This window comes from Bradyrhizobium sp. WYCCWR15520 (assembly GCF_056174665.1).
Window position 1 is genome coordinate 103,355 of sequence record NZ_JBWBWM010000020.1, and the last position, 20,888, is coordinate 124,242.

20 protein-coding genes are annotated in these 20,888 nt (G+C 64.4%); 16 read left to right on the plus strand and 4 right to left on the minus strand.

All coding sequences use genetic code 11. From position 1 onward, the window contains the following. Positions 1-84: 84 nt before the first annotated feature. On the minus strand, positions 85-1,986 hold the full coding sequence (dnaK, locus tag AC0QUY_RS23295) for a molecular chaperone DnaK (protein WP_161851022.1): 1,902 nt from the start codon (positions 1,984-1,986) through the stop codon (positions 85-87). 549 nt (positions 1,987-2,535) lie between these two features. Between dnaK and AC0QUY_RS23300 the strand changes: the two genes are divergently transcribed. From AC0QUY_RS23300 to AC0QUY_RS23315, 4 genes are all read left to right on the plus strand, one after another. Continuing rightward, a complete protein-coding gene (locus tag AC0QUY_RS23300) occupies positions 2,536-3,486 on the plus strand; it encodes a hypothetical protein (protein WP_161851021.1) in 951 nt (316 codons plus the stop codon). Positions 3,487-3,586: 100 nt separating this feature from the next. Then, positions 3,587-4,300: a bifunctional nicotinamidase/pyrazinamidase gene (gene pncA, locus AC0QUY_RS23305; RefSeq protein WP_161851020.1), complete on the plus strand. Its 714-nt coding sequence runs from the start codon at positions 3,587-3,589 to the stop codon at positions 4,298-4,300. Positions 4,301-4,325: 25 nt separating this feature from the next. Beyond that, the gene (locus tag AC0QUY_RS23310) at positions 4,326-5,177 is read left to right on the plus strand and encodes a helix-turn-helix domain-containing protein (RefSeq protein ID WP_475388554.1); all 852 of its coding nucleotides are present in this window, start codon (positions 4,326-4,328) and stop codon (positions 5,175-5,177) included. 128 nt (positions 5,178-5,305) lie between these two features. Then, complete coding sequence (locus AC0QUY_RS23315) at positions 5,306-5,689, plus strand: VOC family protein (RefSeq protein WP_475388616.1); 384 nt, start codon at positions 5,306-5,308, stop codon at positions 5,687-5,689. A gap of 9 nt (positions 5,690-5,698) precedes the next feature. Here the strand turns inward: AC0QUY_RS23315 and grpE are convergent, their stop codons facing one another. Both grpE and hrcA read right to left on the minus strand, forming a co-directional pair. Next, complete coding sequence (gene grpE / locus AC0QUY_RS23320; protein ID WP_161851018.1) at positions 5,699-6,304, minus strand: nucleotide exchange factor GrpE; 606 nt, start codon at positions 6,302-6,304, stop codon at positions 5,699-5,701. A 121-nt stretch (positions 6,305-6,425) separates the two neighbouring features. Continuing rightward, positions 6,426-7,514 (minus strand): heat-inducible transcriptional repressor HrcA, encoded by a 1,089-nt coding sequence (gene hrcA / locus AC0QUY_RS23325; protein WP_161851017.1) that lies wholly within the window; start codon positions 7,512-7,514, stop codon positions 6,426-6,428. A 215-nt stretch (positions 7,515-7,729) separates the two neighbouring features. Between hrcA and rph the strand changes: the two genes are divergently transcribed. The 5 genes from rph (at position 7,730) to AC0QUY_RS23350 (ending at position 12,496) form a co-directional block, all read left to right on the plus strand. Further along, on the plus strand, positions 7,730-8,443 hold the full coding sequence (gene rph / locus AC0QUY_RS23330) for a ribonuclease PH (protein WP_161851016.1): 714 nt from the start codon (positions 7,730-7,732) through the stop codon (positions 8,441-8,443). A 68-nt stretch (positions 8,444-8,511) separates the two neighbouring features. Continuing rightward, entirely contained in the window at positions 8,512-9,147 is a 636-nt protein-coding gene (gene rdgB / locus AC0QUY_RS23335) for an RdgB/HAM1 family non-canonical purine NTP pyrophosphatase (RefSeq protein WP_475388555.1), read from the plus strand. Beyond that, positions 9,140-10,309 carry a radical SAM family heme chaperone HemW gene (hemW, locus tag AC0QUY_RS23340; RefSeq protein WP_475388556.1) on the plus strand — a complete coding sequence of 390 codons (1,170 nt, stop codon included), beginning with the start codon at positions 9,140-9,142 and terminating at the stop codon, positions 10,307-10,309. Before rdgB ends, hemW begins: the two co-directional genes overlap by 8 nt. Positions 10,310-10,544: 235 nt before the next feature. Continuing rightward, on the plus strand, positions 10,545-11,654 hold the full coding sequence (locus AC0QUY_RS23345) for an aminotransferase class I/II-fold pyridoxal phosphate-dependent enzyme (protein WP_475388557.1): 1,110 nt from the start codon (positions 10,545-10,547) through the stop codon (positions 11,652-11,654). Next, positions 11,651-12,496 (plus strand): hypothetical protein, encoded by an 846-nt coding sequence (locus tag AC0QUY_RS23350; RefSeq protein WP_475388558.1) that lies wholly within the window; start codon positions 11,651-11,653, stop codon positions 12,494-12,496. The genes AC0QUY_RS23345 and AC0QUY_RS23350 overlap by 4 nt, the downstream gene beginning before the upstream one ends. 3 nt (positions 12,497-12,499) lie before the next feature. On the opposite strand, the gene AC0QUY_RS23355 is transcribed toward AC0QUY_RS23350, so the two are convergent. Next, positions 12,500-13,714: a penicillin-binding protein activator gene (locus AC0QUY_RS23355; protein WP_161851011.1), complete on the minus strand. Its 1,215-nt coding sequence runs from the start codon at positions 13,712-13,714 to the stop codon at positions 12,500-12,502. Positions 13,715-13,918: 204 nt separating this feature from the next. Between AC0QUY_RS23355 and rsmI the strand changes: the two genes are divergently transcribed. The 7 genes from rsmI (at position 13,919) to AC0QUY_RS23390 (ending at position 20,859) form a co-directional block, all read left to right on the plus strand. Beyond that, entirely contained in the window at positions 13,919-14,872 is a 954-nt protein-coding gene (gene rsmI, locus AC0QUY_RS23360) for a 16S rRNA (cytidine(1402)-2'-O)-methyltransferase (protein ID WP_475388560.1), read from the plus strand. After that, positions 14,859-15,269 carry a YraN family protein gene (locus AC0QUY_RS23365; RefSeq protein ID WP_161851009.1) on the plus strand — a complete coding sequence of 137 codons (411 nt, stop codon included), beginning with the start codon at positions 14,859-14,861 and terminating at the stop codon, positions 15,267-15,269. Before rsmI ends, AC0QUY_RS23365 begins: the two co-directional genes overlap by 14 nt. Before the next feature lie 90 nt (positions 15,270-15,359). Beyond that, positions 15,360-16,307, plus strand: coding sequence for a glutathione synthase (gene gshB, locus AC0QUY_RS23370; RefSeq protein ID WP_475388561.1), 948 nt, complete (start codon positions 15,360-15,362; stop codon positions 16,305-16,307). Between the two features lie 430 nt (positions 16,308-16,737). After that, positions 16,738-17,448, plus strand: a complete 711-nt coding sequence (locus AC0QUY_RS23375; protein ID WP_475388562.1) for a hypothetical protein — start codon at positions 16,738-16,740, stop codon at positions 17,446-17,448. Positions 17,449-17,682: 234 nt separating this feature from the next. Continuing rightward, entirely contained in the window at positions 17,683-18,666 is a 984-nt protein-coding gene (locus AC0QUY_RS23380; protein WP_475388563.1) for an MBL fold metallo-hydrolase, read from the plus strand. Positions 18,667-18,980: 314 nt separating this feature from the next. Further along, positions 18,981-19,163 carry a hypothetical protein gene (locus AC0QUY_RS23385; RefSeq protein WP_475388565.1) on the plus strand — a complete coding sequence of 61 codons (183 nt, stop codon included), beginning with the start codon at positions 18,981-18,983 and terminating at the stop codon, positions 19,161-19,163. Between the two features lie 157 nt (positions 19,164-19,320). Next, on the plus strand, positions 19,321-20,859 hold the full coding sequence (locus AC0QUY_RS23390) for a YifB family Mg chelatase-like AAA ATPase (protein ID WP_475388566.1): 1,539 nt from the start codon (positions 19,321-19,323) through the stop codon (positions 20,857-20,859). The last annotated feature ends 29 nt before the right edge of the window (positions 20,860-20,888 follow it).

Below are 20,888 nucleotides of genomic sequence, written 5' to 3' on the forward strand. Positions count from 1 at the left end.
CATCGGCTTAAAGAAAAATGACCCCCACCCACCGAACGCAAGCCGCGCGCTCTGTTGGATGAGGGTCATGATCGAAAGCCCGCTTTAAGCCGACTTCTTGTTGTTCTTGTCGTCGTCGACCTCGGTGAACTCCGCGTCGACCACGTCATCCTTGGCAGCATCCCGCTTGGCATCCGCCTCGGCCTGCTGCTTGTACATGGCCTCGCCGAGCTTCATCGAAGCCTGCGCCAGCGTGTTGGTCTTGGCCTTGATCGCCTCGGCATCCTCGCCCTTCAGCGCTTCCTTCAGGTCGCTGACGGCGTCCTCGATGGCGCGGCGCTCGCTTTCCTCGACCTTCGAACCGTGCTCGGCCAGCGCCTTCTCGGTGGAATGCACCAGCGCGTCGGCATGGTTCTTGGCGTCGACCGCCTCGCGGCGCTTCTTGTCCTCGGCCGCGTTGGCCTCGGCGTCCTTGACCATCTTCTGGATGTCGGATTCCGACAGGCCGCCGGAGGCCTGGATCCGGATCTGCTGCTCCTTGCCGGTCGCCTTGTCCTTGGCCGAGACGTTGACGATGCCGTTGGCGTCGATGTCGAAGGTGACCTCGATCTGCGGCATGCCGCGCGGCGCCGGCGGAATGCCCATCAGGTCGAACTGGCCGAGCACCTTGTTGTCGGCCGCCATTTCGCGCTCGCCCTGGAAGACGCGGATGGTGACCGCGTTCTGGTTATCCTCGGCGGTCGAGAACACCTGGCTCTTCTTGGTCGGGATCGTGGTGTTGCGGTCGATGATGCGGGTGAACACGCCGCCCAGTGTCTCGATGCCGAGCGAAAGGGGCGTCACGTCGAGCAGCAGCACGTCCTTGACGTCGCCCTGCAGCACGCCGGCCTGGATCGCCGCACCGATGGCGACGACTTCGTCCGGGTTGACGCCCTTGTGCGGCTCCTTGCCGAACAACTGCTTCACCACTTCCTGAACCTTGGGCATGCGGGTCATGCCGCCGACCAGCACCACTTCGCCGATTTCGGCGGCGGTGAGGCCCGCATCCTTCAGCGCCTTGCGGCAGGGCTCGATGGTCTTCTGGACGAGATCGTCGACCAGCGCCTCGAACTTAGCGCGCGTCAGCTTCATCGTCAGATGCTTCGGCCCGGTTTGGTCGGCCGTGATGAACGGCAGGTTGATTTCGGTCTGCGTGGTCGACGACAGTTCGATCTTGGCCTTTTCAGCCGCCTCTTTCAGGCGCTGCAGGGCCAGCTTGTCGTTGCGCAGGTTGATGCCCTGCTCCTTCTGGAACTCATCGGCGAGATAACCGACCAGACGCATGTCGAAGTCTTCACCGCCGAGGAAGGTGTCGCCGTTGGTCGACTTCACCTCGAACACGCCGTCGCCGATCTCGAGGATCGAGACGTCGAAGGTGCCGCCGCCGAGATCGTAGACCGCGATCGTGCCGGATTTCGATTTGTCGAGGCCGTAGGCGAGCGCTGCCGCCGTCGGCTCGTTGATGATGCGCAGCACTTCGAGACCGGCGATCTTGCCGGCGTCCTTGGTGGCCTGGCGCTGCGCGTCGTTGAAGTAGGCGGGCACGGTGATGACGGCCTGCTCGACCTTCTGGCCGAGATGGGCTTCCGCGGTCTCCTTCATCTTCTGCAGGATGAAGGCCGAGACCTGCGAGGGCGAATAGGTCTTGCCGTCGGCTTCGACCCAGGCGTCGCCATTCGATGCCTTGACGATCTTGTAGGGAACGAGCTTCTTGTCCTTCTCGACCATCGGGTCGTCGTAGCGGCGGCCGATCAGGCGCTTCACTGCGAAGAACGTACGCTCGGGATTGGTCACCGCCTGGCGCTTGGCGGGCTGGCCGACGAGACGCTCGCCGTCATCGGTAACGGCAACGATCGACGGCGTCGTGCGCATGCCCTCGGCGTTCTCGATGACTTTGGCAGTCTTGCCGTCCATTACGGCGACGCACGAATTCGTGGTGCCGAGATCGATCCCAATGACCTTTCCCATGGTCCTCATATCCTTCTTTTTGCGGCAGGTTGGCTGGGCCCTGGACGGCGCACCTAACCGAACCCCCAACGTTCAAATACTCGCGATATTGCGACGGTGAGCCTCATATAGGAGGGTGGGTTATGCCTGCAAGGACCGAACGCAAGCTTAGGGCCTGAAAAGCCTGACGTTTGAAAGAATGTGTCAGCCCGGGGCGGGCCCGGGGTCCGCGCCTGGAGCGGCGTTAAGAAATCGGCAAGGCCGCTTATCGCCCGCGCCACGGAGGCGTTGCGCATTGGCCCGCCGCCGCCTGGGAGGGGGGAGCGGTATTTGGCCGCTGGAAGCGCCTCAAAAACAGCCCGGAGAGCGGGCAGAAACCCGCAAAAAAGCCGAGATATCGGAGGAACGGACGCCTGCCCTGCCCTGTTGCAGGGACGTCAAAACCGCTAAAAGCGGGCCGACCGGAACGACCCTGTCGTTCCCGCAAGGCCCGAAAGATTCCACTCGAGATTCCACGCGCCGCATCGTCGGGCCGCTGAACGGCCTCCATGCAAACCCGGTAGATACTCCATGAAGCCCCTTCCATATTTTGCTGCGGTTGCCCTGATCGTTGCCGCCCATTCCGCCGTCTTCTCTTCCGCGTTTGCCGCCGACCCGGTCTTCCCGCCGGGCGCCAGGGTCGGCATGACGCCGCTGGTCGGCCTCAACAAGGCGAGAGCGTTCATCGGATTCGAGACCGAGGATCAGGGCGTCAAGGTCCTGGTCGCGGACCTGCCGGCCGAGGCCTATGGCGAGGTCGCCAATGCCTTCAAGGCCAACCCGGGCGGCACCGGCGGCATCAAGCCGGAGAGCATCGAGACATCAGCAGGACTTGGTTACTACACGGTCGAAAACGGCAAGGATGGCTCAACCAATGTGCGCCGCTATTCGATGATCCTGCCCGGCCCTACCTTCTCCGGCTATGTCGCCGTTCAGGTGCCGGAGAACGCCTCGAAGATCTATACCGACGATGCCGTGCGGCAGATGTTCGCTTCCGCCAAGATCCGCAACGAGGTGCCGGTCGAGGAGCAGCTCGGGCTGATGCCGTTCAAGATGAGCGAGCTCTCGAGCTTCAAGAACATCCGCACGCTGGCGCCGGGCGCCGCCCTCATTCTCTCCGATAGCGACGAAAAGAAGGGTTTTGAGATCGCGCCCTTCATGATCATCGGCCTGATCGGCTCGACCGCGGCGTCGCCCGACGATCGCGGCCGCTTCGCCCAGCAGATCGCGACCACCATTCCCGGCGTGCGCGACGGGCGGATCACGATGTCCGAGCCGGTCCGCATCGACGGCCAACCCGGCTACGAGACGCGGATCGACGCCATCAGCGGCAAGGACAATACGCCTGTCACGATCGTGCAATGGCTGCGGTTCGGCTCCCAGACCTCGATGCGCATCATCGGCTCGTCGCCGCGCGACGACTGGAGCAAGGCCTTTCCGCGCTTCCGCGCCGTGCGCGACGGAATTCATCCGCGGGGCTGAATGCGAAATTTGCGGCCCGCGCCGCAATTTCGAGCTTTCGTTCGTACACACATGGAACTAGCCTTGCCTCCTGTCGGGTTCGCAACAGGGGAGACGCGCTATGCTTTCTCGCAGGCTGGTTCTGACAGGTATCGGCGCGACATCGGTCGCTGCCCTCGCACCAGGAGCACTCATGGCCGCACCGATCAAGCCGGATAACGCTTCCGCGCTCATCGTCATCGACGTGCAAAATTGCTTCCTTCCCGGCGGCAGTCTCGCGGTCAAGGACGGCGATCAGGTCGTTCCCGTCATCAACCGCATCGCCAAAGGCTTTGCCAATGTGGTGATGACGCAGGACTGGCACACGCCGGGCCATGTCTCCTTCGCAACATCCCACTCCGGCAAGAAGCCGTTCGAGACGGTCGATCTTCCCTACGGCAAGCAGGTGCTGTGGCCGGATCATTGCGTCCAGGGTACCGAGGGCGCGTCGCTGTCGAAGGATCTCGCAATCCCGCATGCCGGGCTCGTGATCCGCAAGGGTTTCAACAAGAACGTCGACAGCTATTCGGCCTTCACCGAGGCCGACGGCAAGACCTCGACGGGGCTCGCCGCCTATCTGAAGGCGCGCAAGGTGAAGCGGGTGTTCCTCGCCGGCCTAGCCACCGACTACTGCGTGGCATGGAGCGCACTCGACGCGCGCAAGGCCGGCTTCGAAACCTATGTGATCGAGGACGCCTGCCGCGGCATCGACCTCCAGGGCTCGCTCGCCAAGGCCTGGGCCGACATGACCAAGGCCGGCGTCAAGCGCATCCAGTCGGGCGATATCGCGGCGTAAGGCGCGTCAGCTTCAGAGGCCTGGAATGTCCGATCCGGCGGCTCCGTTCGCGTTCGAGATGATCCGTCGTGCGCCGTCACAGCGCATGGCCGGCCTGATCTCGGGATTGACGGGCTATCGCGAAACGGCGCGTGGCCGGTTTTTTCAGCGCGAAATCGCGGGCCTGGTGGTGCCGCTGATCATCAGCTTCGGCACGCCGTTCCTGATCGCGCTCGGGCGCGATCCTGACGCTGATGACCGGCAGCCGAGTTTCGCCGCCGGACTTTATGCCGGCCCGGTTCACATCGAATCCGATGGCGGCGCCGAATGCGTGCAGGTGGATTTCACGCCGCTCGGCGCCTATCGCTTCTTCGGCGGCGCCGTCGTCGATCTCGCCGCGCGCATGGTCGACATCGGCGACGTGCTGGGCCACGAAGGCTGGCGACTGCGCGAACGGCTTGGCGCGACATGCAGCTGGCAGGATCGCTTCGATTTGGTCGAGGATTTTGTAGCTAGCCGTGCCAGCCATCTGCCTTCGCCCGAGATCGCATTCGCCTATGGACGGCTCGCACGCAGCGCGGGCGGCGTACGCATTACTACGCTTGCAAGGGAGATCGGCTGGAGCCGCAAGCATCTGGTCGATGGCTTCCGGGCGGAAATTGGTTTGTCGCCGAAGCCGGTCGCCCGCATAATGCGCTTTCATGAAGCGTGCCGGCTTGCGCGGACGGAAACCGCAAGCGGCTGGGCCTCTATTGCGGCCGAAAGCGGTTATTCCGACCAGGCGCATCTGGCCCGCGAATTTGTCGATCTTGCCGGCGAGACGCCGACGGCCTGGGCCCGGCGGCTGACGCTGATCGACAGCCGCCTGACGCGGCCGCTCGAGGCGCTAGCTGCGTAGCCTGTCGGGTAACAAATCTTCAAGCCGGAACTGGAGCACTAGGGCATAGTTGGCGCAGTAGAGCAGCCAGCAAGGAGTTGCCCGTGACCAGTCCAGGCCAAAGCGAAGCGCCCCGCCTCTATCCAACGATGCGCTGCCGGGATGCCGAGGCCATGATCGGGTGGCTGAAGGACGTGGTTGGTTTCACCGAACGCGTCGTCTACCGCAACGGCGGCATGATCCATCATGCCGAACTTGCCTATGGGCCCTCGATCCTGATGCTCGGCCAGAGCAGGGACGATGAATATGGCAAGCTTGTCGGCGATATCGGTGGTCGCCGCACGGATGCGATTTACGTCGCCGTCGACGATCCCGACACGCTGCACGCCAAGGTGAAGGCGGCCGGCGGGCGGATCGAAATGGAGCTGCGGGACACCGACTACGGCAGCCGCGACTTCGCCTGCCGGGATCCGGAAGGCAATCTCTGGAGTTTTGGGACGTATCGTCCGAAAGCGGACGAGAAGCCGCTGTAGGTTTTCGGCTTAGCTCGCCACGTCCGCCGCCGGCGCGGCCTTGGCGCCGCCCTTGGAGACGCCGACCAGCGCCGGGCGCAGCACGCGTTCGCCGATCATGAAGCCGGCCTGGACGACCTGAACCACCGTGCCCTGCGGCACCGACGGATCGGGCACTTCGTACATCGCCTGCTGGAAATTCGGATCGAACTTCTCGCCGGACGGATCGAACTTCTTGACGCCGTTCTTCTCCAGCGTGTTGAGCAGCGAGCGCTCGGTCAGCTCGACGCCTTCGATGAAGGCCTTGATGCCGGGATCGGCGGTCTCTTTCACGTCGGCCGGGATCGCATCGAGCGCGCGCTGCAGATTGTCGGCGATCTCGAGAATGTCGCGGGCGAAGCCGGTGATGCCATAGGCGCGCGCGTCGGCGACCTCCTTGGCGGTGCGCTTGCGCAGGTTTTCCATCTCGGCCAGCGTGCGCAGCATCTTGTCGCGCGCTTCGGTCGCTTCCTTGACCAGCAGCTCCACCGATCCTTCCTCGGGATCGTCGGGCATGATGTAGGGCTTTGAGACCACGGGCTCGCCCGTCTCTGCCGGGTTTGCCGTGTTGTCATTCGGCCGCTTGGGATCGGTCATAAGGCTGCCTTCTCAAAAAACGCGTCTGGCTCAATGGGGATTTGCTGCGGGGGATATCGTGCTTTAGAGGCGGAAAATCAAGCACAACCGCGCCGGATATAAGGCCAATTCGCCCCCGGGATCAGCCACCCAGCATCCGGCTGACGATCCGGGCGGCATAATCCACCGTCGGAATCACCCGTGCATAATTGAGCCGGGTCGGCCCGATCACGCCGAGAACGCCGACGATGCGGCCCGACGCGTCGCCATAGGGCGCGATGATGGTGGAGGAACCGGATAGCGAAAACAACTTGTTCTCCGATCCGATGAAAATCCGCACGCCCTCGGCGCGCTCGGCGCGGCCCAACAGATCGATAACGCCGCGCTTGGTCTCGAGATCGTCGAACAGCGATTTGACGCGTTCGAGATCCTCCAGTGCGTGCAGATCTTCCAGGAGATTGGCGTGCCCGCGCACGATCAATTGGCGCTCCTCGTGTTCGCCGCCGGACCAGCTCGCAATGCCCGCCTCGATCACCTTCTGCGTTAGTTGATCGAGCTCGACGCGGCTCTGCGCCATCGCGTTTTCCAGCTCAAGCCGCGCTTCGGCCAGCGTACGGCCGCGAATCCGCGCGTTGAGGAAGTTGCTCGCCTCGGTCAACGCCGACGAGGGAACGCCGGGCGGCAGCGCCAGCACGCGGTTTTCGACCTGGCCGTCTTCGCCGACCAGCACGACCAGCGCGCGCTCCGGCTCCAGCCGCACGAATTCGATGTGCTTCAGCCGCGAATTGGATTTGGCAGTGAGCACCACGGCGGCCGCCCGCGTCAGGCCGGACAGCCGCGTCAGCGCTTCGCCGAGCGCGGCCTCGACCGATTGCGCGCGGCCGACGGATGCAAGCTGGCTCTGGATCGATTCCCGTTCCGGTTCGGTAAGGTCCCCGATCTGCATCAGGGCGTCGACGAAGAACCTCAGGCCGAGTTCGGTCGGCAGCCGCCCGGCCGAGGTATGTGGCGCATAGATCAGCCCGAGGTGCTCGAGGTCCGACATCACGTTGCGGACCGAAGCCGGTGACAACGGCACCGCGATCAGGCGCGAAATGTTGCGCGAGCCGACCGGCTCGCCGGTGGCGAGATAACTCTCGACGATTTGCCGAAAAATGTCGCGCGACCGCTCGTTGAGCTGAGCCAGCCCGGCATGCGGCGCGATCAGTCCAATCGGATCGTGGTGGGCCACTAACTCTTCCTCCCAGCACCCCTAATTTGTCCATCCGGGGCGCCGATGACAAGCGCGCTCTGTTCATGGCGTTTTCCGGCAGAATGGCCGCAATTCTCGTGAAGAAAGCGCGTCAAAACATCATGAAATTGCAGGCAAAAGCCCTTGCCGCTGCCCGTTCCCCCTCCTACAAGCACCGCGAACGAATTTTCGCCTCGTTTTCGAAAGGATTTCCCATGCGGCCAAGCCGCCGTGCGCCCGATCAGTTGCGCCCCGTGTCGCTGGAACGCGGCGTGGTCAAATACGCCGAAGGTTCCTGCATGGTGAAGTTCGGCGACACCCATGTGCTGGTCACGGCCACACTGGAAGAGCGGCTGCCGCCCTGGCTGAAGGGTCAGGGCCGCGGCTGGGTCACGGCCGAATACGGCATGCTGCCGCGCGCTACCCTTGAGCGCACCCGCCGCGAGGCCGCCGCCGGCAAGCAGGGCGGCCGCACGGTGGAAATCCAGCGGCTGATCGGGCGCTCGCTGCGCGCAGCCGTCGACCTCGAAGCGCTCGGCGAGCGCCAGATCACGGTGGACTGCGACGTGATCCAGGCCGACGGCGGCACCCGCACCGCCTCGATCACCGGCGCCTGGGTGGCGCTGGCCGACTGCATCGGCTGGATGAAGAGCCGCAACATGCTGAAAGCGAACGTTTTGCGCGACAACGTCGCCGCGATCTCCTGCGGCATCTATCAGGGCACGCCGGTGCTCGACCTCGACTATGCCGAGGATTCCGAGGCCGAGACCGACGCCAATTTCGTCATGACGGGCGATGGCCGCATCATCGAGGTGCAGGGCACCGCCGAAAAGACGCCGTTCTCGCAGGACGAGTTCCTGGCGCTGATGGAACTGGCGCGCAACGGTGTCGCCCGTCTGGTGGACCTGCAGAAGCTGGCTGTCGCGTAATTCACAAGAGGTCGTCATAACACGTGGATGGCCGGGACAAGCCCGGCCATGACGGAATACAAATATCCATGGCTCAGCACCGTCGAATCACCGGCCGGCTCGTGATCGCGACCCACAATCCCGGCAAGCTCGCCGAGATGCGGGAATTGCTGGCGCCGCATGGCGTCGAGGCGGTTGCCGCGGGCGAGCTTGGCCTGGGCGAGCCCGAGGAAACCGGCAAGACGTTCCGCGCCAACGCCGCGATCAAGGCGATCGCGGCAGCGAACGCCGCGCAATTGCCGGCGTTTGCCGATGATTCCGGCCTGGTCGTCGATGCGCTCGATGGCGCCCCTGGAATCCACTCGGCGCGCTGGGCCGGCGAAGGCAAGGATTTCATGGCGGCGATGACCCGGATCGAGCGCCTGCTGCAGGAGCGCGGCGCGACCGCGCCGGACCAGCGCAAGGCTCACTTCGTATCGGCATTGTGCGTCGCCTGGCCCGACGGCCATCTCGAGGAGGTCGAGGCACGGGTCGATGGAACTCTGGCCTGGCCGCCGCGCGGCACCGCCGGTTTCGGCTATGATCCGGCATTCCTGCCCGACGGGCATGACAGGACCTTTGGCGAGATGACCTCGATCGAAAAGCACGGCCTGCCGCCGCTCGGCCTTGGCCTGTCGCACCGGGCGCGTGCCTTCGTCAAACTGGCGGAGATCTGCCTTGGCTAGTCGCGAGCGACCACGCCTCAAAGAGGCCTTCGGCGTCTACGTGCACTGGCCGTTCTGCCTGTCGAAATGCCCGTATTGCGATTTCAACAGCCATGTCCGCCATGCACCGATCGACGAGCAGCGCTTTGCGCGCGCCTTCGCACGCGAGATCGAGACCACGGCGGAGCGCGCACCTGACAAAACCGTCACCTCGATCTTTCTCGGCGGCGGCACACCGTCACTGATGCAGCCGCAGACCGTCGGCGCGATTCTCGATGCGATCGGCAAACACTGGCGCGTCGCCGGCAATGTCGAGGTCACGCTGGAGGCCAATCCCACCAGCGTCGAGGCGACACGGTTTCGCGGCTACCGTGCAGCCGGCGTCAACCGCGTCTCGCTCGGCGTACAGGCGCTCGACGATGCCTCGCTGAAAGCGTTGGGACGGCTCCATACCGCGCGCGAGGCGCTGGACGCCGTCGCGATCGCCCGCACCGCGTTCGATCGCTACTCGTTCGACCTGATCTACGCCCGTCCCGAGCAGACGCCGCAGATGTGGACGGATGAACTGAAGCTCGCGATTTCGGAAGCCGCCGAGCATCTCTCGCTCTACCAGCTCACCATCGAGGAAGGCACGCCGTTCTTCGGCCTGCATGCCGCGGGCAAACTGAAGACGCCGGACGAGGCGCTGGCGCGCGCGCTCTACGACGTCACGCAGGACGTCTGCGCCGCGCATGGACTGCCGGCCTACGAGATTTCCAATCACGCGCGCGAAGGCGCGGAGTGCCAGCACAATCTGGTCTATTGGCGCGGCGACGAATATGCCGGCATCGGACCGGGCGCGCATGGCCGCCTCGACATCGACGGCATCAGGCACGCAACCGCGACCGAGAAGCGGCCGGAGGCCTGGCTGATGCGCGTCGAGGCCAAGGGCCACGGCGTCGTCACCGACGATGACCTGAACAGCGAAGAACGCGCCGACGAATATCTGTTGATGGGATTGCGTCTCGCCGAAGGCATCGACCCCAAACGCTATGCGACCTTGTCCGGCCGCGCGCTCGATCCGGGCCGGATCGCCATCTTGCGCGAGGAAGGCGCGATCTCCGTCGACGCCGACGGCAGGCTGCGCGTGACGAAGGACGGTTTTCCGGTGCTCGACGCGGTGGTGGCGGACCTCGCAGCGTAGCGAACAACCGTAGCCCGGATGGAGCCAACGGGTCGCGCGAATGCGCGCCCGATGACAGGCTCCGCGCAATCCGGGGACAGTATGCTCACTTGCGAGAGCGTCCCGGGTTACGCTTCGCTCCACCCGGGCTACGCAAACATTCGCAAAGGTTTGATAAGCCAACACGCGGGATCTCGCGTAGCGTACGCCCATTTGTGTTAGATCAGTTTCGCCCGCCACTTTCTGAATGACGATCGTGAACGACCGGACCATTCCCCCGCCGATCCATGATCCCGAACTCGACCGCCGCGTCAAAGACGCCGGCGCGAGCAAGACCGTTTACGCGCTCGTCACGCCCGAGACGGAAGCCGCCAAGCATTTCATCCTTGGCAATGCGACCGCCGCACCGGATGCGGCGCGCCGCCACCATCTCGAACAATTCCGCGACGCCTGGACCGGCAAACAGTTCGCCTCGCATGAAGCCTTTCTCGAACGCTGGATGGCGTGGGCATCGCCTGTCATCGCGATCGACGCGGCCGGCTTCCCCTGGCGTTATCCGACCGGCGGCGGCAGCGAGGCGTTGTTTCATGTCATCACCGCCTATGGCAACCGCGCCCGCGTCGAGCGCTTCAATCCGGAGGTGCATGTCTTTGCCGGCGAGTATGAAGGCCACAAGGCCTATGCCGAAGCCTGCGGCGTCGCCGTCGTCGAGCATCCCCGTGCCGACTGGCAGGCGGTCGGCCGTGCGTTGCCCGCAACCGCGCTGTTCTGCCTCAGCCAGCCGTCCGCCATCGACGGCAATGTGTGGCGCGAGGCAAACGACTTCCTCGCCTTGCTCGCGACCGGGGCGAAAGAGCCCCGCGTGTTGCTCGACGTCACCTATGTCGGCTCCATCGCCGAGCAACCCGCTACGCGAATTGCAGCCAACAGCCCGTCCGTGCAGGCGCTCGCCTTCAGCCTGTCGAAGCCGTTCGGGGTCTATTACGACCGCATCGGCGGCGTGCTGTGCCGCAAGGCGATGCCGAGCCTGTTCGGCAATCAATGGTTCAAGAACCTGACCTCGCTGCAGCTCGGCCAGGTGCTGCTCGATCGCCACGACGTGTTCGATCTGCCGCGGCGTTACAAATCCGTTCAGCACGAGGCCGCGGCGCGCGTCGGCCGCCGCCTCGGCCTGTCGCTGTCCGCGTGCGACGTCAACGTGCTGGCGCAGGCGGACGGCAGCGCGGCCACCGACCGCGCCCTCGCCGCCTTCCTGCGCCGGCCGACCGGCGATCCCAACGCACCGCTCAGGCTGTGCCTGACGCCGACCATGGCCGAAATGATCGGCACGGCCGGACCGATCGCGATTCCCGGAGTCGCGCCATGAAGAACGCGATCATCCTGACGGACCGTGAGGAGATTCATCGCCACGTGCACGGGCTCTGGCGCAGCGCGCCAATCCGCGCCTCGCATGCCGAGCGCGGATTCATTCACGACATCATCGAGCAATTCGCCAATCTGCCGCGGCTGTTCTGCGAGACGACCGACGACCGGCTGGAGCGCGCGCATTTCTGTTCATGGTGGGGCGTCACGATGAACCGCGCTTACGACAATCCGGCGATCGAAGATCTCTATCGTTTGCACGAGATGTTCCACGCGGCTTTCATGCCTTATTTCCCCGGCATCGGCTTCGACGCCTTTCACCGCAAGATGGAAGATAACGAGCTGAAGGCCAGCGTCTGTTCGGAGATCCGCGTTTACTTCGAGCTGCCGCATTTGCGCGAGATCGCCTTTCCGCATCCGATCTATGCCGACCGCTTCCTGTCCGATCCCGCGATGCAGACGCTCTGGCGCGCGAACAAGCCGGTCGCGATCGAAACGCTGCAGGAAGCACGGCGCGACGTGATGTTTTCAAAACCCGAGCACGAGATGGACCTGACGGAGCGCTGGATCCGGCGCTTCGCGCTGCAGAACCGGCAATGGTCGACCTGCTGGTACGATCGCTACGGCGAGATAGAGCAGCATATGTTCGCGTTTCAGATTCGATCGCTGCAAGGCGACCGCTCGGGCGCCATTGCCGAGCATGCCGCATGGATCGAGGCGCAGGCGGCGCAGGATGCGGACGATCACATCCCCTATCGCCAGGAGGCCGCGCTGTTCGCCAACATCTACTGGAGCAACCGGCGGCGCTACGAAGCCGAATTCGCGAGCGCGACGAAAACTGGCTAAAAGTTACGCCCCAAAACTCTTCGGCGAGCCGGCGACCGGCGTGCTGCCGCCGCTGGCGACCTTCATCACCGCAAGGCCACGCTCATTGGTGCCGTCGGAGCGGAATCGGAACAGCCCGTCGGTGCCGGCAAAGCCGGACGGGTTGGTCAGCGTCTCTGAGGCGAAGCGCTGGCCGCCCTGCTGCTTCGACAATGCGGCGACGAGAGCGACTGCGTCATAGGCGAGCGTTGCGGTGCGCACAGGATCGCTGCCGTATTTGGCGCGGTAGCGGCCAGCGAAAGCGCGGAAACCCGACGGATCGGGCGCGGCATAGAGCCCGCCCTGCAGCGGAGGGCTCGCATAGACCCGCGGATTGTCCCAAAGCCCGGTGCCGAGCAACTGGATGTTGCGCAAATTCGCGCCCGCTGCGGTCAAGGCATCCGCCGACGCCACGACGGATTCGCCGTCATCGGCGATGAACAACGCGTCCGCCGAGCCCAACGACTGCGCCACGGTCCGCGCCGCGCCGGCGCGATCGGCGGCATATTTCTCGAAAGCGACGATGCGCCCCTTGCGGCCGACCGCCTGCTTGAACGCTGCTTCCACCACATTGCCATAGGCATTGTCCGGCAGCAGGGCTGCAAAGGATTTCTTCCCGATGCTGGCGGAATAGTCGACGATCCGGTTGACGTCTGATTCGGGCAGGAAGCTGAGCAGATAGACGCCGCGTCCGGCGACGCTCGAATCAGTCGAGAACGCGATCACGGAAACGCCCTTCGCGCGCGTCAGTTGCGCGGTCGCCGGCACCGAGGCCGCGAACAGCGGGCCCAGGATGATTTCCGCACCCTCGCCAAGCGCCTGCTGCGTCACCTGCTGGGCGCCTTGCGGGAGACCGCCGTCATCCTTGATCAGGAGCTGGATGTTCGGATTCTGGAATTCCGCCAGCGCCATTTCGGCCGCGTTCTTCATCGATTGCGCGGCAACGCCGGCATTGCCGGCGGCCGACAGCGGCAGGATCAGGCCGACCTTGACTTGTCCGGCGCCGATCGCGACCGGCTGTTGCTGCGGGCCTGGGGGTCCCTCGGGCGCGGACGGGCCGAACGGGTTGGAAATCGGACTGTTGCCGGCGCAGGCGCCGAGCAGCGGCGCGCCAAGTATAAGACCGAGTGCGGTCCGCCGGGTCGGTCCAAACGGACGAAAATCCGGGGATCCAGGCTTGCGATTGAGAGGGCCTACCATCTTGTCTCTTCTCTTGACCGACCGCCGTCGGTCAGGACCTCCGCCCCACAACGCGAAGGTAGATTCAGCATATTGTCTGCGAATAGTTAACTAAAACAAAAGGATTACACCCCGCGCGGCGCATGGCCGTTGCCGGAAACATCGACTTGCCCTGGCCCCACCGCGATGTGGCGCCGGGCTCGCGGGCGCTCTAGAATTGTCATTATGCGCGCAAAACCCAGTTCCAACTACGGCCCTGACACCGAACCGGGTTCGGCCAACAGAACATTTTTGATTGGCGGCCACATCCTGAATGCGCCGAAGCCGGTTTCCGGCCTCTATCTGGTGGCAACCCCGATCGGCAATCTCGGCGACATTACCTTGCGCGCACTAGAGACCCTGGCCGGCGTCGACATCATCGCCTGCGAGGACACCCGCATCACCCGCCGCCTGATCGAGCGCTATGCGATTTCGGCAGAGCTCAAGCCGTATCACGAGCACAACGCGGCGATGGCGCGGCCGAAGATCCTGGAGCGGCTGGCGCAGGGCGCTTCCATCGCGCTGGTATCGGATGCCGGCACGCCCCTGATTTCGGATCCCGGCTTCAAGCTGGTGCGCGAGGTCTCGGCCGCCGGCCACGCCGTCATCGCAGTACCCGGCGCATCCTCGGTGCTAACAGCGCTTTCGGTCGCAGCCCTGCCCACCGACCGGTTCTTCTTCGAGGGATTTTTGCCCGCCAAGCAGGTCTCGCGGCGGACCAGGCTCGCAGAGCTCGCCCGCGTCGACGCCACGCTGGTGATGTTCGAATCCGGCAATCGCGTGCAGGAGACGTTGGCCGACCTCTCGGAAATCATGGCGGGCCGCGACGCCGCGATCTGCCGCGAACTCACCAAACTGCACGAGGAGATTACGCGCGCGCCGATTGCAGAACTGGCGAAGGCCGCCGATACGCTGGAAACCCGTGGCGAGTTCGTGCTCATCGTCGGCCCGCCGCGCAAGGACGCCGACGTCATGACCCAGCATGACCTCGACGATCTCCTGCGCGCCTCGCTGGCGCGCGAAAGCGTCAAGGACAGCGTGGCGCATGCGGTCGAGCTTTCGGGACGGCCACGCCGCGAGGTCTATGCCCGCGCACTCGAACTCGCAAAAGAAGTCAGGGGTGACGATGGCGAAGACTGACGGTATTCCGCCCGACGCGGCCGCCAAGCTTGCCGCGCCCGAGCGCGTCGCTGCCTTCCGCACCGGACTATCAGCCGAAAGCCGCGCCGCGGCCTTTCTGATGGCCAAGGGCTACCGTATCCTCGCCAAGCGCTTCCGCACCCCCTATGGCGAGATCGACCTGGTGGCGAAGAAGCGCAATCTGGTCGCTTTCATCGAGGTCAAGGCACGAGCCACCCTCGACGACGCCGCCTATGCGGTCACCCCACGCCAGCAGGCGCGCATCATCAATGCCGCCCAGGCCTGGCTGATGGCGCATCCCGAGCATGCCGAATTCGAGCTACGATTTGACGCCGTCCTGATTGCGCCGCGCCGTCTGCCACGCCATCTGTTAGCGGCATTCGACGCCAGCACTTAAAACTCTTATCTTGGACGCGTTTTCTTGACGCGAACCGGTACCCACTTCGCTTGAAAACGCTATGACCCTCCAGAGACCCGGACCTTCCCTATGAAACTGAATGTCGCCGTCCAGATGGATCCCATCGCGCGTATCAACATCCGCGGCGATTCGACCTTTGCGCTGCTGCTGGAGGCGCAAAAGCGCGGCCACAGCCTCTCCTACTACACCCCCGACAAGCTTTCGCTGCGCGGCGAGGAGCTGGTGGCGCCGGTGCAACGGCTGACCGTCCGCGATGAGATCGGCGACCACTTTACGCTGGGCGAGCCCAAGCGCGAGTCGCTCGAGGCTTTCGACGTCATCCTGTTGCGGCAGGACCCGCCCTTCGACCTCGCCTACATCACCTCGACCCATTTCCTCGAGCGCATCCACCCGAAGACGCTGGTGGTGAACAATCCGGCCTCGGTGCGCAACGCGCCGGAAAAACTGTTCGTGATGAATTTTCCGCAGTTGATGCCGCCGACGCTGATCTCGCGCGACCTCGACGAGATCAACTCGTTCCGCGACCAGCACGGCGCCGTGGTCATGAAGCCGCTGCACGGTCATGGGGGAGCTGCCGTTTTCCGCGTGATGCCGCAGGACATGAATTTCGGCTCGCTGTTCGACATGTTCTCGGTGACCTTCCGCGAGCCCTGGGTGATCCAGCGCTTCCTTCCCGAGGTGAAGCACGGCGACAAGCGCATCATCCTGGTCGACGGCGAGTTTGCCGGCGCGGTCAACCGCGTCCCCGCGCCCGATGACCTCCGCTCCAACATGGTCCGCGGCGGCGCCGCGCAGGCGACCGAACTCTCGCCGCGCGAGCGGGAAATCTGCGACACGCTGGGACCGGCTTTGCGCGAACGCGGATTGCTGTTCGTCGGCATCGACGTGATCGACGGCAACCTCACCGAAATCAACGTGACGTCGCCGACCGGCATCCGCGCGATCCAACGGCTCAACGGCCCTGACGTCGCCGGCAAGATCTGGGACACCATCGAGAAGAAGCGCGCCGGGAAATAATTTTCAACTCGCGCCCTATCGACCAACCATTTTCGCCGCGCCCGTTTCGCGACCTGTCCCATCAGGAACTTGAACGGCCGGACGAAATGGCGTGCCGGCTGAATGGAACCGGCGGAGAGAGTCGTGGCGCCGCACTGCTGCGCCGTCGGCAACGGCCCGCGAGATTCCAGGACGTCTATCGCCATGTGATCCAGTACTCTATCATCATACGGCCATTCTTTGGACAAGACTGCACGGAGCGTCGGCGCATGGTCGACCGGCTACCTGCGGATGACATTGGGCGGAAAGGGAAACGCCAATGAACTCCACACCTACTCCGAAAGTAACCGATGCCCCAATCGCGGGCGCCGATGAACGGCTCGCGCATGCTCACGAACAGATCAAGCGCGCGGATGAACAGCTGACGCGGTTGACTGAGCAGCTTGCAAGAATGGAGCGCGATGACGCGCATCCGCCTTCGGCCCAACCCGCCGCGCAATCACCGCCTGCGCCATCACCGGAAAAAAGGCCGGCGCTCCGGACGCTCGTTGCCTTGCCCGTGGCAGCGTGCATTGTTGCCGCTGCCCTGGTTTGGCAATCGTCCTATGGCGGTGGGGACAAGCAGGTTGCCGCCCGTTCAGCGCCGCAGCTCGTTTCAACGCCCGCATTGCCGCCGGAAAATCCGCCGCTTGCCGCCGAGCCCGCTCCATCCACCGTTCAAGTGGCCGCGGCGGAGCCAGCAGCATCATCACAAGCATCGCCACCGCAAGCAGCACCGCCACAGGAAGCACCTCCGCAAGCACCAACCCTGGCTCAGGCCGCACCGCCGCAAGACGCCTCGCTGCCAACCACCGCGGCGCCTTCCGACCAGACACAGCTGCTGCAAACGATCGTGCGCAACCTCGCGAACCTGGAGCGAAACATCGAACAGCTCAAGGCGAACCAGCAACAAATCACCAGTGACAATTCAAAGGCCATTGGAGAGCTGAAGGCGAGCCAGGAAGAGATGAAACGCGCGCTCGCGAAGGTTTCCGAGCAAAGCCCGCCCAGGGCGTCACCGCCTGCGGCAAAGCCGGCCCCGACCTTCCGCAAGCCGGAGCGGTCGCCGCAAGCGAGATCGCGGCCTCGATACCCCAGGGAGTGGATCTACGACGATTGGTAGTCGTCGACGCGGTGATCATCCGAAAATCCCGTCCTGCAACGGCGGCGCGAAAATCCGGGATGCCATCGGGAAGAAGCGCGGCGTTGCATAACGCCGTGCCACCCGCATTTTCACATCCCTGTTGTGCCGTCTCCTCCCACTTGCCAATTACGGGAAGCGGGCGCAGCCTGTAGCGACGGATGAATCCGTCCGGGCACATGCTGCAATTCAATAAAGTCAGTGGGAGGAAGATGCATGACGACGAATCTTTCGCGACGGTCTTTGCTTGCGCTCAGCGCAGGACTCGGAATGGGTTTCGGCGCCTCAACCATGCTCGGCGGCAGTGCACTGGCCAAGGCGCCCAAGCTCGCCACGCAGACCCCCTACTGGCACCGCTTCAATCTCGGCGACGCCGAGGTCACCGTGGTCTCTGACGGCCCGCTGCCGCTCGGCGATCCCTCCGGTACGTTTACCGGCGTGCCGAAGGAAGAAGTGAAGAAGATGCTCTCCGACAACTTCCTCAACCCGGACAATGTCGTGCTGGAGCAGAACTCGCCGGTCGTGAACACCGGCGACAAGCTGATCCTGTTCGATACCGGCATGGGCACCTCGAAGGCGTTCGGGCCGACCACCGGCCAGCAACAGAAGAACCTCGCGGCGGCCGGCATCAAGGCCAGCGATATCGACGCCGTGGTGTGCTCGCACGCCCATATCGACCACATCGGAGGCCTTGTCGGCGCCGACGACAAGCCGCTGTTCCCGAATGCGCAGGTCTACATCGCCCAGAGCGATTTCGATTTCTGGACCGACGAAGGCAAGCTCGGCAGTCCCTTGAAGGATTTTATCCTCCACGCCCGCAAGAACCTGATGCCGGTGCGCGACCGCATCGTGTTCATCAAGGACAATCAAGAATTTCTGCCCGGCGTCACCGCGCTGTCAGCGCCCGGCCACACCGTCGGCCACACCATCTACATGGTGAGCTCAAAGGGCAAATCCTTCTGCTTCCTCGGCGACCTTTCCCATCACGCCGTGCTGCTGCTGGAGAAGCCGCGGATGGAGTTCTCCTACGATAGCGATCCGAAGCAGGCAGCGAACTCGCGGGTGAAGATGCTGGACATGCTCGCCGCCCAGAAGATCCCTGTCATGTCCTATCACTTCGCCTGGCCGGGCTTCGGCCACGTCGCTAAGAACGGCGACGGTTTTAGATATTATCCCGAGCCGATGAACATGCAGCTCTAAGACGCCCGATCCGGGGCTGGCCGATCACCAGCCCCGGATTGTCAAGCTACTGCCACAAGCGCACAGCTTCGTAGACCGAGTCGATCGAAAAAGACGCGCCTTAGGAACCATCGCGATCCGCCGAAATTGGTTTCCTCTTAAGCGAAGAAGCCGGCAGCGGAACTTCCGGCCTCGGCGGCAGGGACGCCAACAACGACCGGGGCAAGATGCCCGAGAGCAACATAAGCGTCAGGCCGCAGGGCCAATCGGCTTTCAAGCCGAACCAATGAGGCCCGCGTCTCGGCCGCTTGGCAGCCAGTTTGGAGGCCCGGCACATGACCAAAGACATGATAGCGATCAGCGCGGGAATGCTCGTCGTTGGCCTGGCCGTATGGAGCCTGCGCGACACCCCGCCCCATCCGAGCCCTGAGAAGACGCAGGCGGTGCGCATTCTCGCCGACGATCCGGCGCTGAAGCATGTTTCCGAGAGCAGCCCATACATGAGAACGGAGCGCTGAGGACGGCAGATGCCGGCCGGAATGTGTCCACGCCCCGAGGTTGTGCCGGTCTGACAGGCAGACGGCGCAGACAGGATCGTTTGCGTCTATGTTCCCCCAATGTTCTTGACTTGCCCTCCGGTTCCCCGCTACCTTCGATTGCGTCACGAGGGGCGAGATGGTCGCGCGGGTATCTACTGTAGCCTTTGAAGGGATCGAGGCCCGCGCGGTCGACGTGCAGGTGCAGGTCGCGCCCGGCCTACCGGCGTTTGCGATCGTCGGCCTGCCGGACAAGGCGGTGTCGGAAGCGCGGGAGCGGGTCCGCTCAGCGCTGATCGCCTCGGGTCTGGCGCTCCCTGCCCGCCGGATCACGGTCAACCTCGCACCGGCCGACGTGCCGAAGGAAGGCAGCCATTACGATCTGCCGATCGCGCTCGGCCTGATGGCTGCGATCGGCGCGATCCCGCCGGATGCGCTCAACGGCTTTACCGTGCTCGGCGAGCTCGGACTCGATGGATCGATCGCGTCGGTCGCAGGCGTGCTGCCGGCTGCGATCGGGGCGAACGCGCGCGAGGAAGGGCTGATCTGTCCCGCCGCGTGCGGCTCGGAAGCGGCCTGGGCGAGCCCGGATATCCAGATCATCGCGGCCAAATCGCTGATCCAGATCGCCAACCATTTTAAGGGCACGCAGGTGCTGTCGCGTCCGCAGCCGCGCGTGCATGAGCAGGAAGCAACCCATCTCGACCTGCGCGATATCAAAGGCCAGGAAAGTGCAAAGCGTGCGCTGGAGATTGCCGCAGCCGGCGGACATCATTTGCTGATGATCGGCTCGCCCGGCGCCGGCAAGTCGATGCTGGCGGCGCGACTGCCCTCGATCCTGCCGCCGCTGTCGCCGTCCGAACTGTTGGAAGTCTCGATGATCGCCTCCGTCGCCGGCGAAATCCGCGACGGCGCATTGACGGCGCGGCGGCCGTTCCGCGCACCGCATCATTCCGCCAGCATGGCCGCACTGACCGGCGGCGGCCTGCGCGCCAGGCCCGGCGAGATTTCGCTGGCGCATCAGGGCGTGCTGTTTCTCGACGAATTGCCGGAGTTCGATCCGCGCGTGCTCGATTCCTTGCGACAGCCGCTGGAGAACGGCGAGGTCTCGGTGTCCCGTGCCAATCACCGCGTCACCTATCCCGCGCGCTTCATGCTGGTCGCGGCGATGAACCCTTGCCGCTGCGGCCAGGCCTATGACCCCGGTTATTCCTGCAGACGCGCGCCCATCGAGCGCTGCACGTCTGATTACCAGATGCGCATCTCCGGCCCGCTGATGGACCGCATCGACCTACGTATCGAAGTGCCGGCGGTGACCGCCGCCGACCTGATCCTGCCGCCGCCATCCGAAGGCTCGGCCGAAGTCGCTGCCCGCGTCGCCGCCGCCCGGAACATCCAGCTCGCACGCTACGCAACGGCCGGCATGCCGCAGATCCGCACCAATGCCGAAGCGCCGGCCTCGCTATTGGAAACGATCGCACAGCCGGATGCGCAGGGCCAGAAACTGCTGCGCGACGCCGCCGACACCATGAAGCTCACCGCGCGCGGCTATCACCGCGTGCTCCGCGTCGCGCGCACGCTCGCCGATCTCGATGGCGCGGAGAAAATCGGACGGCTGCATCTGGCCGAAGCGCTGTCCTACCGCGCGCTGGCCGAGGATTTAAGGCGCGCGGCATAGTGCATGATCCTGATACGAAGGGCCGCGTT

Excerpts from the sequence above, each read along its gene's own strand:
- dnaK (WP_161851022.1), bottom strand. The coding sequence starts at position 1,986 with ATGGGAAAGGTCATTGGGATCGATCTCGGCACCACGAATTCGTGCGTC.
- rsmI (WP_475388560.1), top strand. The coding sequence starts at position 13,919 with ATGCGCGCAAAACCCAGTTCCAACTACGGCCCTGACACCGAACCGGGT.
- AC0QUY_RS23385 (WP_475388565.1), top strand. The coding sequence starts at position 18,981 with ATGACCAAAGACATGATAGCGATCAGCGCGGGAATGCTCGTCGTTGGC.
- AC0QUY_RS23355 (WP_161851011.1), bottom strand. The coding sequence starts at position 13,714 with ATGGTAGGCCCTCTCAATCGCAAGCCTGGATCCCCGGATTTTCGTCCG.
- gshB (WP_475388561.1), top strand. The coding sequence starts at position 15,360 with ATGAAACTGAATGTCGCCGTCCAGATGGATCCCATCGCGCGTATCAAC.
- AC0QUY_RS23350 (WP_475388558.1), top strand. The coding sequence starts at position 11,651 with ATGAAGAACGCGATCATCCTGACGGACCGTGAGGAGATTCATCGCCAC.
- AC0QUY_RS23365 (WP_161851009.1), top strand. The coding sequence starts at position 14,859 with ATGGCGAAGACTGACGGTATTCCGCCCGACGCGGCCGCCAAGCTTGCC.
- pncA (WP_161851020.1), top strand. The coding sequence starts at position 3,587 with ATGCTTTCTCGCAGGCTGGTTCTGACAGGTATCGGCGCGACATCGGTC.
- AC0QUY_RS23315 (WP_475388616.1), top strand. The coding sequence starts at position 5,306 with ATGCGCTGCCGGGATGCCGAGGCCATGATCGGGTGGCTGAAGGACGTG.
- AC0QUY_RS23390 (WP_475388566.1), top strand. The coding sequence starts at position 19,321 with ATGGTCGCGCGGGTATCTACTGTAGCCTTTGAAGGGATCGAGGCCCGC.
- rdgB (WP_475388555.1), top strand. The coding sequence starts at position 8,512 with ATGGCTCAGCACCGTCGAATCACCGGCCGGCTCGTGATCGCGACCCAC.
- AC0QUY_RS23375 (WP_475388562.1), top strand. The coding sequence starts at position 16,738 with ATGGAGCGCGATGACGCGCATCCGCCTTCGGCCCAACCCGCCGCGCAA.
- AC0QUY_RS23310 (WP_475388554.1), top strand. The coding sequence starts at position 4,326 with ATGTCCGATCCGGCGGCTCCGTTCGCGTTCGAGATGATCCGTCGTGCG.
- AC0QUY_RS23380 (WP_475388563.1), top strand. The coding sequence starts at position 17,683 with ATGACGACGAATCTTTCGCGACGGTCTTTGCTTGCGCTCAGCGCAGGA.
- AC0QUY_RS23300 (WP_161851021.1), top strand. The coding sequence starts at position 2,536 with ATGAAGCCCCTTCCATATTTTGCTGCGGTTGCCCTGATCGTTGCCGCC.
- grpE (WP_161851018.1), bottom strand. The coding sequence starts at position 6,304 with ATGACCGATCCCAAGCGGCCGAATGACAACACGGCAAACCCGGCAGAG.
- rph (WP_161851016.1), top strand. The coding sequence starts at position 7,730 with ATGCGGCCAAGCCGCCGTGCGCCCGATCAGTTGCGCCCCGTGTCGCTG.